Origin of the sequence: Microbispora sp. NPDC046973, assembly GCF_040644495.1 — a bacterium.
Taxonomy (GTDB): domain Bacteria; phylum Actinomycetota; class Actinomycetes; order Streptosporangiales; family Streptosporangiaceae; genus Microbispora.
In genome coordinates this window covers 1-13,316 of sequence record NZ_JBEYWQ010000024.1, presented here as the reverse complement: position 1 = coordinate 13,316, position 13,316 = coordinate 1, and the positions used below count along the sequence as shown (strand labels likewise).

Annotated in this window: 11 protein-coding genes; 5 read left to right on the top strand and 6 right to left on the bottom strand. The window is 71.1% G+C overall.

The genetic code is table 11. The annotated features are described in order from the left end of the window. Positions 1–122 precede the first annotated feature (122 nt). The 3 genes from ABZ860_RS32640 to ABZ860_RS32630 all read left to right on the top strand — a co-directional run bounded on the left by ABZ860_RS32640 (position 123) and on the right by ABZ860_RS32630 (position 2,584). A complete protein-coding gene (locus ABZ860_RS32640) occupies positions 123–1,214 on the top strand; it encodes a hypothetical protein (RefSeq protein ID WP_357227550.1) in 1,092 nt (363 codons plus the stop codon). Positions 1,215–1,414: 200 nt separating this feature from the next. Continuing rightward, positions 1,415–1,642, top strand: coding sequence for a hypothetical protein (locus ABZ860_RS32635; RefSeq protein ID WP_357227547.1), 228 nt, complete (start codon positions 1,415–1,417; stop codon positions 1,640–1,642). A gap of 105 nt (positions 1,643–1,747) precedes the next feature. Beyond that, positions 1,748–2,584 carry an NAD(P)H-binding protein gene (locus ABZ860_RS32630; RefSeq protein WP_357227545.1) on the top strand — a complete coding sequence of 279 codons (837 nt, stop codon included), beginning with the start codon at positions 1,748–1,750 and terminating at the stop codon, positions 2,582–2,584. A gap of 30 nt (positions 2,585–2,614) precedes the next feature. On the opposite strand, the gene ABZ860_RS32625 is transcribed toward ABZ860_RS32630, so the two are convergent. Continuing rightward, positions 2,615–3,586 (bottom strand): hypothetical protein, encoded by a 972-nt coding sequence (locus tag ABZ860_RS32625; protein ID WP_357227542.1) that lies wholly within the window; start codon positions 3,584–3,586, stop codon positions 2,615–2,617. 184 nt (positions 3,587–3,770) lie between these two features. Here ABZ860_RS32625 and ABZ860_RS32620 point away from each other — a divergent pair, with 184 nt between their 5' ends. After that, positions 3,771–4,496: a 1,4-alpha-glucan branching protein gene (locus ABZ860_RS32620; protein WP_357227539.1), complete on the top strand. Its 726-nt coding sequence runs from the start codon at positions 3,771–3,773 to the stop codon at positions 4,494–4,496. Positions 4,497–4,600: 104 nt separating this feature from the next. Here the strand turns inward: ABZ860_RS32620 and ABZ860_RS32615 are convergent, their stop codons facing one another. The 5 genes from ABZ860_RS32615 to ABZ860_RS32595 form a co-directional block, all read right to left on the bottom strand. After that, the gene (locus ABZ860_RS32615; protein WP_357227536.1) at positions 4,601–6,145 is read right to left on the bottom strand and encodes an FAD-dependent monooxygenase; all 1,545 of its coding nucleotides are present in this window, start codon (positions 6,143–6,145) and stop codon (positions 4,601–4,603) included. A gap of 134 nt (positions 6,146–6,279) precedes the next feature. Next, a complete protein-coding gene (locus tag ABZ860_RS32610; RefSeq protein WP_357227533.1) occupies positions 6,280–8,319 on the bottom strand; it encodes a beta-galactosidase in 2,040 nt (679 codons plus the stop codon). A gap of 235 nt (positions 8,320–8,554) precedes the next feature. After that, positions 8,555–9,919 carry a sugar ABC transporter substrate-binding protein gene (locus ABZ860_RS32605; RefSeq protein ID WP_357227531.1) on the bottom strand — a complete coding sequence of 455 codons (1,365 nt, stop codon included), beginning with the start codon at positions 9,917–9,919 and terminating at the stop codon, positions 8,555–8,557. Between the two features lie 131 nt (positions 9,920–10,050). Continuing rightward, a complete protein-coding gene (locus ABZ860_RS32600; RefSeq protein WP_357227528.1) occupies positions 10,051–10,989 on the bottom strand; it encodes a carbohydrate ABC transporter permease in 939 nt (312 codons plus the stop codon). A gap of 3 nt (positions 10,990–10,992) precedes the next feature. Then, the gene (locus ABZ860_RS32595) at positions 10,993–11,865 is read right to left on the bottom strand and encodes a sugar ABC transporter permease (RefSeq protein ID WP_357227525.1); all 873 of its coding nucleotides are present in this window, start codon (positions 11,863–11,865) and stop codon (positions 10,993–10,995) included. 306 nt (positions 11,866–12,171) lie between these two features. On the opposite strand from ABZ860_RS32595, the gene ABZ860_RS32590 reads away from it, so the two are divergent. Beyond that, positions 12,172–13,269, top strand: a complete 1,098-nt coding sequence (locus ABZ860_RS32590; protein WP_357227522.1) for a LacI family DNA-binding transcriptional regulator — start codon at positions 12,172–12,174, stop codon at positions 13,267–13,269. Positions 13,270–13,316 lie beyond the last annotated feature (47 nt).

Below are 13,316 nucleotides of genomic sequence, written 5' to 3'. Positions count from 1 at the left end.
CTGACACCCGGCCGACACCGGCCGTGCCGTACAACCATCCCGGAAAGGCGTCCACGAGAGGCACGACCCGTGAGCACGGTGCCCGTCACACGAGCGAAATCGCCATTCAGAAAGGACCAGACGTGAGAGATCCACGGTTGACGCGGCGTAGGTTCCTCGCCGTCACCGGTGCCAGTACGGCAGCCGGCGGACTGCTGACGACCAGTTCGGCGGGCAGCGCCGGCGGGCGGCTGACGACCGGCGCGGCGGGCAGGGCCGACGCGGCCACACGGGACCTCAACCAGGCGGTGCTCGCGGCCTTCGAACGCCACCGGCTCGTTGCGATCGGTGAGTCACACGGCCAGCAGGAACACGGTGACGCGCAGCAGATGCTGCTCGCAGATCCGCGGTTGCCGCAGGTGGTCGACGACATCGTCGTCGAATTCGGCAACGCGCTGTATCAGCCGATCGTCGACCGGTTCGTCGCCGGGGCAGCTGTCGACGACCAAGTGTTGCGGCAGGTCTGGCGGAACACCACGCAATCGCCCGGGGCCACCGGCGACCAGCCGATCCGTGAACAGTTCTTCCGGACGGTCCGCGCCGTCAACTGGACGCTGCCTGCGGAGCGAAGGATCCGGGTGCTGCTCGGGGATCCGCCGATCGACTGGTCCCGCATCAGGACCCAAGACCAAGTGGATGTCTTTCTCGCCCAACGTGACGCCCACATGGCGTCACTGGTCGAACGGGAAGTGCTCGCCAAGAAACGCCGGGCACTGATCTGCTACGGCAGCGGGCACGTGATGCACTCGCCGGAGCCAGGACAGAACGCCGACCACGGAGTCCCGCTGATCGAGGAACAGACCGGCCAGCACGTCTACGTGATCGTGGCCGGTAGCCATCCCCGCCTGGCGACCTGTCCACGGCGCACCGTGATCCCGTGCTCAGGCACCTGGCTGGAGTCCACCGACGCGGGACAGTTCATGGACGCGCCCCGGCTGTGCGGCGTTCCCTTGGGAAAGCTGGCCGACGCCGTGCTGTACCTGGGGCAACTGACGGACCTGACGCAGTCGCTGTGGAACCCCGCGATCTTCCTCGACCCGGTGTACTGGGCGGAACTCCAGAGGCGCGACGCGATCAACGGGAACCTCATCGACCTGGAGCAGTACCGGCGGCAGCAGCCGATCACTTTGCCCACGCCACCCCCCGGGAGCTGCGCCGCCAACCGCGGTCACTGACAGCGAGAAGCGCGGATTCACCCCAGGGGCGGGCTCGGGTTGGATCTGCCTGTCGGCCGGGTTCTCCGGTTGCGCAGGGTTCGTGGTAATTTCTTGATCGTAAGGTGCGGCGCTCGTTCACGAGCGCGTCGGGACATCCGGCCGGCACGACAGCCTCAGTAAAGGCTGTCTGGATCTCTCAGTGGAGAGTCTGCCTCGCCGTGTCCTCAGCCCTGTCTCCACGCGCGTGGTCGGTCTTCCTGCTCGTGGTCGCCGCCGACGTGCTCGATCTGCTGAGCACCACGGTGGCCAACGTGGCCGCCCCGACCATCGTGCGGGACCTCGGCGTCTCCTGGTCGCCGGCTCCCTGGCTCGGCGCGAACCCGGCCCAGGCCGGCAGCGCCGGCGGCGTGTCCCCACCCTGGCCGTCACCGCGGCATGCGCGATGAGCATCCCGCTGCTTCCGCGCCGGTGAGCGCTTGCCCACTGAGCCTTCCACGCTTCCGCCGGAAGGCATTCGCATTCACATCCGTACCGATCACCGGAGTATTTCCATGATTCTCGTCACCGGAGGCCGCGGCGCGGTCGCCACCCACCTGCTGACCCTGCTGATCGAGGCCGGTCGCCCCGTACGCGTGGCCTCCAGCGACCCCGCACGGCTGCAGGTCCCCGACGGCGTCACGGCCGTCACCTGCAATCTGCGGGATCCCGCCACCTTCCCGGCGGCTCTCGCCGGCGTCACCGAGGTCTTCCTGTACGCCGAGGCTTCGCACATCGCCGAGTTCGTCGACGCCGCCGTCACGGCCGGCGTCAAGCACGTCGTCCTGCTGTCCTCCGCCAGCGTGCTGGACCCCGGCGCGGCCGGCAATCCGCTGGCCGCGTCTCATCTCGACGTCGAGACCGCCCTGCTCGCCGCGCCGCTCACCACCACGATCCTGCGCCCCGGCTCCTTCGCCGGGAACGCGGGCGCCTGGGCCTGGCCCGTCAGGGCCGGGCGCCCGGTGAGCCTGCCCTACCCGGGCTCCCACACCGACCCCATCCACGAGAGGGACCTCGCCGAAGTGGCCTTCACCGTGCTCACCGACCCGCGCCACCGGGGCCGGTGCCTCCACCTGACCGGCCCGGAGAGCCTCACGTTCAGCGAACAGATCGAGCGACTCGCCGAGATCACCGGCCGGCCGATCACCGTCGACCACGTCACCCCCGAGGAATGGCGGCAGGAGATGGCCGATTACATCCCCGGTCCTTACGCGGACGCCCTGCTCGACTACTGGCAGGCCAACGATGGCCGCCCCGTGCCCCTGACCGACACGGTCGAGCAGGTCACCGGCCACGCTCCCCGCACCTTCGCCACCTGGGCCCGCGACCACGTCACGGACTTCATCGGGTAGCACCTTCATTGCGGGCCGCCGGGGCGTGGGTCACCCGACCTCGCTCCGGCGCGTTCGCGCGGCCTTGAGCAGCGCGGCCAGCATCAGGACTCCGGCGGCGATGCCCAGCCCGTGCTGGACGACGGACACGGCCGGATATTCGGCGGCCGCGTAGCCGCCCGGCCGGAGGAGGGCCCACGGAAGCTTCCACGCCGCCCACGCGAACAGCGAACCCGACGATGTGAAGGCCAACGCCATGGGAATCCACAGGGGCATCCTCGGCCGTTCCGTGGCGATTGTGCGGATCGCAGCGGCGCCCATGACGGCCCAGAGCGCGGAGTTGCCGACGAGCAGCCGTCCGTCGACGTCCATCAGGTCGCGGTGCGCGGGGGAGAGGCCGAGCGTTCCGCCCGCCACCCAATACGTCCATAGGAGGGCCAGCGCCGCGACCAGGACGTACAGAGCTCGCAGACCGGATCGGCCGAGGGGCGCGGGAGGGCGGTCACCGACGCGTCCGAGGAACGCGGCCGGCCACCTCTCCCGCATGTAGACGGGGAGCGCTATGGCCAGTCCCAGGGCCATGCCCGCGAATCCGATACCGATGAAGACCAGCTCCCACGATGGGGCGGCATCTCCCCCGCCGGAGTCGCCGCCTCCGAGGACGGCGCTGAACAACATGTAGGGGATCATCGGGATGAGGAATCCCGCCCCCATCCAGGCGAAGAAGACCAGCGGCGGCGCCGGGACGCGGCGTCCCCGTCGCTGTGCGAGGACCAGCCCTAGAACGATGCCGACGACGGACATGGCGACGGTGACCGCGTTCAGCAGGACCCAGTCGCCGCCGGTGAAGGTGGACGGCGCGCGCCCGAGCAGCGCCGCCACCACCCAGACGACCTTCACTGTGAGATAGAGCGACAGCGACAGCGCGGCGCCGTAGCCGGCCACCACGCGCGCCGCGGTCCACCCGGCTCCGACCTGGTCCGTCCTGACCGGTGTCGCGGTGCCCTTCACCGTTGTGTCCAACCCATGTGCATGGCCGAGATCCTTCCGGCGAGCGCCGGCGCCGGCCTCCCCTGCGGGAACCACTCGGCTCCCCCGCATGGGGGAGCAGGGGAAGAGCCGCCGCGGACCGTGTGAGACGATGATCGGCCCCGGCCGATGGCGCCGGGGGCGCGCTGACGGGACGCCGACGAAAGGGCTTCACGGTATGGCTGTCATCCATCGCACCACGCTGACGCCCACCAAGCTGGAGCTGCTCACCTCGTGGCTTCCCGCCCAGCCGTGGTACGAAGGCGGGGGACGGCCGGAGCTGACGAAGGCCGGGGGTTTCCGGCTCGACGACCCGCGGGGCGAGGTCGGCATGGAGTTCATGGTGGTCACCGACGTGTCCGGCGACCGTCCCGTCTCCTATCACGTGCCGCTCACCTACCGGGGGGCGCCGCTGGAGGGAGCCGGCCACGCTCTCGTCGGGACCGCGGAGCACGGCGTCCTGGGGCGGCGGTGGATCTATGACGGGACGCACGATCCGGTCCTCGTGGCACAACTCCATGCCCTGTTCGTGGGGGACGCCGAGGCGCAGGATCAGAGCGTGAGCGACACCCCCGACCCCTCAGTCACCAGGAGCTTCACCGGAACCGCCGCGCCGACTCCGATCCGGCCGGCCGCCGTGGCACGCGCGCCGCACGCCACCGACATCGTCGTGAGCGCGGACAACTCAGCGGACGACACAGCGGACGACACAGCGGACGACACTGTGGACGCCGCCGCGGACGGCGGCCGGGGCGGGCGGCTGACCCTGCGGGTGATCCGCGTCCTGCGGCCCGGCGAGGCCGACGTCGCCGACGCCCTGGGGCACGTCACGGCCGGTTGGCGGCTGCCGGACGGCACGGACGTCCGCGGCGTGTTCGCCGCCATCACCGACGCGTCCCGCTGACCGCCACCTCCGGCGAGCCGTCCGGTCGCCGGGTGAGGCCGCCCGCGCAGGTGTCGTCGCCGTCGTGATGATCGACCGCTTCTCGCACCTCTCAGGGGGCGCGGTCAGGAGTCCGGCGTCCTGACGCGTGTGGTGGCGGCGAGGGCCGTGGCCGCCGCGGAGCGCAGCGCCGCGTCGTCGTCCTCCTCCGAGGCCCAGGCGACGTGCCCGTCCGGCCTGATGAGCGCGGCGCGGACCCGGCGCCATCCGGCCCGGGACTCGACCGGCACGCCCGCGCACACCGCAAGTCCCGGCGGCATGGGGAGCCCCGGCGGCATGGGAAGCCCCGGCGGCGCGGGCAGCTCCGGGGACGCGGGCAGCCGGTCGGGGAGGGCGCGGCCCGCGCCCGTGAGGTCGAGCAGCACGTAACGCCCGGGGACGAGCAGCGCGAACAGCCCTCGCCCGCCGGACAGCCGCAGGTCCGGAGCCCGTGTCCCCACGAGCGGATGGTCGTCGGCGTCCCGTCCGTACGACACGCCGATGCCGGAGACCTGCTCCGCCAGGAAGCGGGAGAACTCCGGCACCCGCGCGATGGCGTCGTCCAGGACCGACCGCAGGGCGAGGTTCTCGGGCGTGAACGTCGTCATGAGCGCGGTCTGCCCCCGGGTCAGGCGCAGCGTGGCCGCGCCGACCGGATGCCTTTCCGCGTGGTAGCTGTCCAGCAGCCCGTCGGGAGCCCATCCCCGCACGGTGGCGGCCAGCTTCCAGCCGAGGTTCCACGCGTCCTGCACGCCGAGGTTCAGACCCATGCCCCCGGCAGGGAACAGGCGGTGCGCGGCGTCCCCGGCCAGGAGGACCCGGCCGCTGCGGTATCGCTCGGCGAGGCACGAGGCGGATCCCGTGCCCGACACCCAGACGGGGTCGCGCAGGCCGAAGTCGGTGCCGGCGACGGCCATGAGCCAGGCGCGCAGTTCCTTCTCGCCCGGCCGGCCCTCCTGCCCGAGGGCGCCGGCGCCGTCGACGCCCGCCACCCGGTGGAGGCCGGGGCCGATGGGCACGACCAGCACCTGACCGGCCTCGTTCGTCCTCTGGAAGTACGGCACCGCCGGAGGGTCGTCGAGCGTCACGTCGGCGACCCAGGCGTACGCGGTGGAGCCGGTTCCGGGGAAGCCGATCCCCGCGGCCGAGCGGACGGCGCTGCCCACTCCGTCACAGCCGACCAGGAATGCCGTCTCCATGGTGTAGGGCCCTCCCGGGCCCTCGGCCCGCACCACGACCCGGTCCGTCTCCTCGGCCGACGCGGTGAAGACGTGCCCGCGCCGGACGTCCGCTCCCAGGTCGCGGGCGCAGCCCTCGGTCAGCTCCTCGACCTTCGGCTGCGCGAGCAGGAGGACGTACGGGAAGGGGGTGTCGAGCGTCCCGTAGTCCATCCGATGGCCGAGGAGACCGAAGTGCGAGTCGGGCACCCGCGTGCCCTGCGTGACGAACGACTCGCCGACGCCGCGCGACGCCCACAGCTCCATCGTGCGGGGGTGGATCGTGAAGCCCTTGGAGTGCGGGTCGCGTTCCGCTCGCCTCTCCAGGACCGTGACCTCGACCCCCGCGAGACGTAACTCCGCCGCGAGCCACAGCCCGGTGGGGCCGCCTCCGACGATGACGACTTCTCCCATGCGCCTCTCCCGAGAACGATGCGCTGATCGTGATCTTCGGTGCGAGGACGGTGGACCGCGCGTGCAGCGCCCGACCCCCGTCGCCCCGTCATCCTCTCCCGGCGGAGCGGACGGCGCCAGCCGGCGAGGGCCCGCTACGGGCGGGGGCGCCGCAGGACGCGGACCTGCCGGGGGGCCAGGGTCGTGTCCCGGGCCAGGGCGGGGCCGTGGAGGGGGTCGCCGGGAATCGCCGACAGGTCGACGTGCCGATCCGTACGGTTGATCAGGAACCAGTAGTCGTCCGTTCCGTCGGTGCGGACGGCGACGTCGACCAGGCCGCGGGCCTCGGGCGGCAGCTCCGAGGAGACCCCGGCGGCGTCCAGCAGGTGAGGAAGGACGACGCCGAGACCTTCCGGGCCGAGCCGCGTGGAGACGTACGACGCCGATCCCGCTCCCGTAGGGCGCGTCGTGACGGCGGGGCGGCCCGCGTGGTCGCCGGTCTTGTACGTCGCCACGACCTCGGTCGCCGGGTCGGCGAGGTCGATCCGGTCGGTCCACAGGGTGCCGGACACGCCGAGGTCGAGGTCGACGGCCTCGCCGTCGAGCAGGGGGCCGAACTCCTCGATGCGGATGCCGAGCAGGTCGCGCAGCGCCCCGGGGTAGCCGCCGAGCCACACGTGGTCGTCCTCGTCGACGATGCCGGAGAAGTAGGTGGTGACGAGGTGCCCGCCGGAGGCGACGTAGTCCGCCAGCCGCCGGGCCAGCGCGGCGGGCACGACGTGCAGGATCGGCGCCACGAGCAGCCGGTAGCCGCTGAGGTCGTCGTCCACGTCGATCACGTCCACCCGGACGCCCGCGTCGAGGAACGCGGTGTACCAGTCGAGGGCCTCCTGCCGGTAACGCAGTAAGGAGGTGGGGTGGGAGTCGAGCTCGCCGGCCCACCAGGAGTCCCAGTCGAACACGATCGCCGCGGGGGCCTGCCGCCGCCGGGCGCCCGCGACCGGCGCGAGGGCGGCCAGCGTGGCGCCCAGGTCGGCGACCGACCGGAACACGTCGCTGTCGACGCCCGCGTGGGGGACCATCGCCGAGTGGTACTTCTCGGCGCCGCCCGCCGACTGCCGCCATTGGAAGAAGCAGACCGCGTCGGCGCCGTACGCGACGTGGGTCAGCGAGTCGCGGGCCAGTCCGCCGGGCTTCTTGGCCAGGTTGACCGGCTGCCAGTTGACCGCGCTGGTGGAGTGCTCCATCAGGAACCACGGCCGGCCGCCGGCGAGCGAGCCGGTGAGGTTCGCCGAGAAGGACAGCTCGTCCTGGGCCTGGGGGCCGGTCAGCAGGTAGTGGTCGTTGGAGACGAAGTCGACCTCGGCGGCCCAGTCGGCGTAGTCCATGCCCTTGGTCTCGCCGGTGATCATGAAGTTCGTGGTCACGGGGATGTCCGGCGTCAGCTCGCGCAGGACGTCCCGCTCTGCCCGCAGATGGTCCTTCAGCGCGTCGGAGGAGAACCGCTTGAAGTCCAGTTGCTGCGTGGGATTGGGGTAGGAGGCCGCCAGGCGCGGCGGCAGGATCTGCGACCAGTCGCTGTAACGCTGGGACCAGAACGAGGTCGCCCAGGCGCGGTTCAGCTCGTCCAGTGTGCCGTACCGTGCCCGCAGCCACTCCCGGAAGGCGGCCGCGGCGTCGTCGGAGAAGTCGTAGACGTTGTGGCAGCCGAGCTCGTTGGAGATGTGCCAGGCGGCGAGGGCGGGGTGGCCGCCGTAGCGCTCGGCGAGGGCCCGGGCCAGCCGCAGCGCGTGCTCGCGGAAGACCGGAGAGGTCGGCCGCCAGTGCTGCCGCGCTCCCGGCCACACGGTGTGGCCGTGCTGGTCCACCGGGAGGATCTCCGGGTGCTTGGCGGTCAGCCACGGCGGCGGCGAGGCCGTCGCCGTGGCCAGGTCGACCGCGATGCCGTTGGCGTGCAGCAGGTCCATCGCCTCGTCGAGCCAGCCGAAGTCCCAGACGTCCTCGCCCGGCTGGATCCGCGCCCAGGAAAAGATCGCCAAGGAGACGATGTTCACCCCGGCCGCCCGCATCGCGCGCATGTCCTCGTCCCAGACCTCCCGGGGCCACTGCTCGGGGTTGTAGTCGGCCCCGAACCCCAGGCGGGCCTGTCCCGGGTCGGACGGCCAGCGCACCCAGCGGTGCCGGTCAGCGTTCACGACGACTCCTTCAAGTGATGGTTACGTGGTCTTCCATTGCTGGTTCGCGCGGCCGTCGCAGGTCCACAGGACGACCGGGGCGCCGTCGGCGGTGCGGGCCTGGCCGACGGCGCGGTGGAATCGGCATGTGCGCCGGGAACGCGTGGGCCGGGTGGTCTCGGGGCCGGGCCCGTCCCTGCCGCCGCGCCCCCGTGGAACGGCGGCAGCGATGGCCCCGGTGCCTACCGAGGGGTGACTACTGCTTGATGGTGAAGCCCTGCTCCTCGCCGTACTTCAGGGAGGCGTCCTGCCAGGCCTTCAGGCCGTCCTGGAGGGTGGTGGAGGAGGTGTACGCCTTGCCGACCGTGTCGTTGAAGATGCTGTTGGCGTAGACCTGGAAGGGCAGGTAGGACCAGCCGGTGACGACCTGGGAGGCGGACTCGGCGAGCACCTGGTTGACCTTCTGGCCTCCGAAGTAGGGGAACTCCTTGTCCTGGAACTTCGGGTCCTGCAGCTGGGCGGTGGTGGCGGGGAAGGCGCCGCCGTCGACCCGGGTCTGCACCCCCTCGTCGACGTTCGCGTACTTGACGAAGGCGTAGGCGAGGTTCTTGTTGGCGCCGGCCTCGGGGATCGCGAGCGAGCTGCCGCCGTTCTCGGCGGTGGCCCTGCCGCCGGCCTCCCACTGCGGCATGGGCGCGACCCGCCACTTGCCCTCCCCGGCCTTGACGCCGGACTCGAGGTTGGCGGGCATCCACGCGCCGATGACCAGGGTGGCGATGGTGCCGTCGCCGAGGCCCTTGTACCACTCGTCGCTCCAGCTGGTGACCGGCGCGAGCAGCTTGCCGCCGATCAGCTTCTGCCAGGTGGCGGTGAACTTCTGCGTGCCCGGCTCGGCGAAGTCGATCCCGACCGTGGTGCCGTCGACCGTGTACGGCTTGCCGCCCGCCTGCCAGATCATGCTGGTGGTGAAGCCCGCGTCACCGGCGTCGTTGGCGATGTACGCCTTCGGATTCGCCTTGTGCAGCTTCTCGGCGTCCGCCGCGAACTCGTCCCAGGTAGCCGGCACCTTGAGGTCGTACTTGTCGAAGACCTCCTTGTTGTAGAACAGCGCCATCGGGCCGGAGTCCATGGGCAGGCCGTAGATGCCGTTGCCGACGTGGACGGAGTTCCACGGGCCGGGGGTGAAGGTGCCGTCCAGCTTGCCCGCGCCCAGGGCGGCGAGGTCGGTGACCGACTTGGCGAGGGCGAACTGCGGCAGGGCGTAGTACTCCACCTGCGCGACGTCCGGGACCCCCGAGCCGGCCTTGATCGCGTTCTGCAGGGCGGTGTACTGGTCGTTGCCGGTGCCGGCGTTGACGAGGTTGACCTTGACCTTCGGATACTTGGCCTGGAAGTCCGCGACGACCTGCTTGAGCGTCGGCTCCCACGCCCAGACGGTGATGGACCCGCCGGTGTCGAGCGCCTTCTGGATGTCGGCGTCGGAGACGGCCGCGGACGCCGCGGGGGCGGCGGCGTCGCCGGCCGGGGAGGACCCGTCGTCGCCGGAGCCGCAGGCGTCGGCGGTGAGCGACACGGTCAGGGCCGCGCCCAGCAGCAGGGCGCGACGGCGGGTTATCGCCATGGGAGTGCCTTTCTGGGTTGTCGGGGGAGACAGACGTCGGTGGGGCGGTCGTTCCTCGCCGGTCATGCCGTCCTGGTCACGCCGTGCTGGTCATGCCGTCCTGGTCACGCCGTCGTGCCATTGCGCGCTGGTCATTCCTTGACGCTTCCGGCGGCCAGGCCCGACTGCCAGTAGCGCTGCAGCAGCAGGAACGCCGCGATCAGCGGGACGATCGTGAGCAGCGATCCGGTGATCACGAGGTTGAAGACGGCCTCGCCGCCCGCCGTGAGGGCCTGCTGGTTCCATTCCTTGAGGCCCACGGTGAGCGGATACCAGTCGGGGTCCTTCAGCATGATCAGCGGCAGGAAGTAGTTGTTCCAGGTCGCGACCACGTTGAACAGCAGGACCGTGACCAGGCCGGGCGCCAGCAGGGGCAGGCTGATGCGGAAGAAGGTGCGGAACTCGCCCGAGCCGTCCACCCGCGCCGACTCGAGGATCTCCTTCGGCACGGCGTCGGTGGCGAAGGTCCACATCAGATAGAGGCCGAACGGCGAGACCAGCGACGGGATGATGATCGCCCACGGGGTGTCGGTCAGGCCCATCTTGGCGAACATCAGGAACGTGGGGACGGCGAGCGCGGTGCCGGGCACCGCCACCGCCCCGATGACGACGGCGAACACCGCCTTCTTGCCCGGGAAGTCGAACTTCGCCAGCCCGTAGCCGGCGAGCGTCGCCAGCAGGGTCGCGCCGCCCGCCCCGACGACCACGTACAGCAGGGTGTTGAGCAGCCAGCGGACGAAGATCCCGTCCTTGTAGGTGAAGGTCGTGCCGATGTTGTCGAACAGGGCGAAGTCGCCGTCGAACCACAGGCCGAAGGAGCCCAGCAGCCCCTCCTGGGTCTTGGTGGCGTTGATCACCAGCCACACCAGGGGGAGCAGCGTGTAGACGAGCATGAGCGCGGTCAGCACGGTCAGCGTCGCGCTGCGGCCGCCGCGCGGGGACCGGCGCCGCCGGACGACCAAGGGCCCCCGGGAGGACGCTGTGGTCTTCCGGCGAGGCGCCCGGCCGGCCGTGGGAGTGGAGGTCGCCATGGCTCAGACCGCCTTCCGCATGCCGCGCAGCTGGACGAGGTAGGCGACGATCATCGTGATGATCCCCATGACGATGGCGACGGTCGCCGAGTAGTTGAACTGCTGGCCCGCGAAGGACAGCGAGTAGGCGTAGTAGTTCGGCGTGAAGTAGGTGGTCACCGAGTTCGGCGCGATCGTCTTGAGGATGCTCGGCTCGTTGAACAGCTGGAAGCTGCCGATGATCGAGAAGATCGTGGCGATCAGCAGCGCGCCGCGCAGGGCGGGCAGCTTGATCGCCCAGATGATCCGGAGCTGGCCGGCCCCGTCGAGCGCGGCGGCCTCGTACAGCGAGGGGTTCACCACCTTCAGCGCCGAGTAGAGGATCAGCATGTTGTAACCCACGAACTCCCAGGTCACGATGTTGCCGATGGACGCCAGGATCAGGCCGGGCGACAACGGGTCGGGCAGTGAGATCCCGAACACCTCGTTGAGATTGCCGATCAGGCCGAACCTGGTGCCGTACATGAAGCCCCACATCAGCGCGGCGACGACCGCGGGCACCGCGTACGGCAGGAACACCGAGATCCGGAAGAACGCCGACCCGTACAGCCTGCCGCTGTCGATCGCGAGCGCGACCAGCAGCGCGAGGAACAGCATGATCGGCACCTGGACGACCAGGAAGAGCGCGACGCGTCCGAACGCCGACCAGAACTGCGGGTCCTGCAGGACCTTGAGGTAGTTGCCGGCGCCGACGAAGGACGTCCCGCCGATCAGCCGGGTGCGGAACAGGCTCAGGTAGATCGAGTACGCGATCGGGGCGAGGAAGACCAGCGCGAAGACCGCGATGAAGGGCCCGACGAACTGCCAGCCCACCCATGACCGGTGTCTGGCGGCCACGACCCCTCGAGCGTTCGAATACCCTTCCGAGACCACCGGCTCGCTCCTCTCCGCGGCGTGGTTACCGGCCGTGACTCTCCTGCTTGCGTGACAGCATGTTTACGTGAACATCACGGGCGGCCGAGCACGGTTCAGTCGTCGCGGAGGGTGATCTCTCGAGTCGCGGAGGTTATGTTTACGTAAACTTCTGCTGCGGTATGGTGGCACCCGTCCTACGAGAGGTCAAGGGCTCCCCACGTCACACCCGATCGGATCGCGGCGTACGATCTCCGGCGACGGGGGCGAGCAGGCGGGAGCGACACAGGAATGGATCCGGACGGCCCGGCCCGGCAGGTCCCGGCGCCGATCGGCGGCGCCCAGCGCGGCGGCTCGGGCATCCCGGGCGGGCGGCGCAAGCAGCGGGTCTCCATGGCCGACGTGGCCAGGCTCGCGGGTGTCTCGTCCCAGACGGTCTCGAGGGTCGCGAACGGCCATCCCGGCGTCGTCGGCGCGACCCGCGAGCAGGTGCTCGCGGCGATGCGGGAGCTGGGCTACCGGCCCAACAGCGCCGCGCGTGCGCTGCGCTACGGGCAGTTCAACACGATCGGCGTGATCCTGTTCGGGCTGGCCTCGACCGGCAACAGCCGCACCGTGGAGGCGATCGCCACCCACGCCGCGGCCGAAGGCTACGCGATCACGCTGATCCCCATCGGCATCCCCACCCAGGACAACGTGCTGGGCGCCTTCACCCGGATGGGCGAGCTGGCCGTCGACGCCGTCATCGTCATCATCGAGATCCACCTCCTCGACGCCGGCACGGTGACGCTTCCTCCCGGAGTCCACGTGGTCGTCGTGGACTCCGACGCCGGAGACCGCTACAGCGTCGTCGACACCGACCAGGCGGAAGGCGCCCGGCTCGCCGTACGCCACCTCCTCGATCTGGGGCACGAGACGGTCTGGCACGTCACCGGCCCCGAGACGTCCTTCGCCAGCCAGCGCCGCGCACAGGCGTGGCGCCTGGCCCTGGAGGAGGCCGGGCGCCCTGTGCCCCCGCCGCTGCACGGCGACTGGTCGGCCGAGTCGGGCTACGCCGCGGGGCTGGCGCTGGCGGGCGAACCCGGCTGCACGGCGGTGTTCGCCTCCAACGACCAGATGGCCCTCGGCCTGCTGCGCGCCTTCCACGAGCGGGGGCGGGCGGTTCCCGACGGCATCAGCGTGGTCGGCTTCGACGACATCCCCGACGCCTCCTGCTTCGTGCCTCCGCTCACGACCGTCCACCAGGACTTCGCCGAGGTCGGCCGGCGCTGCGTCCAGGGGGTCCTGCGGCAGATCCGCGAGGGCGGCGCGTCCCGGCCCGGCACCGAGCTGGTCCCCACCCGGCTGGTCGTCCGCGCCAGCACGGCGCCGCCGCCCACCCGGCCGTGAGGCGGCCGTCGGGGGAGGCCGAGCGCGCCGGCCGGCTTGCCGCCCGG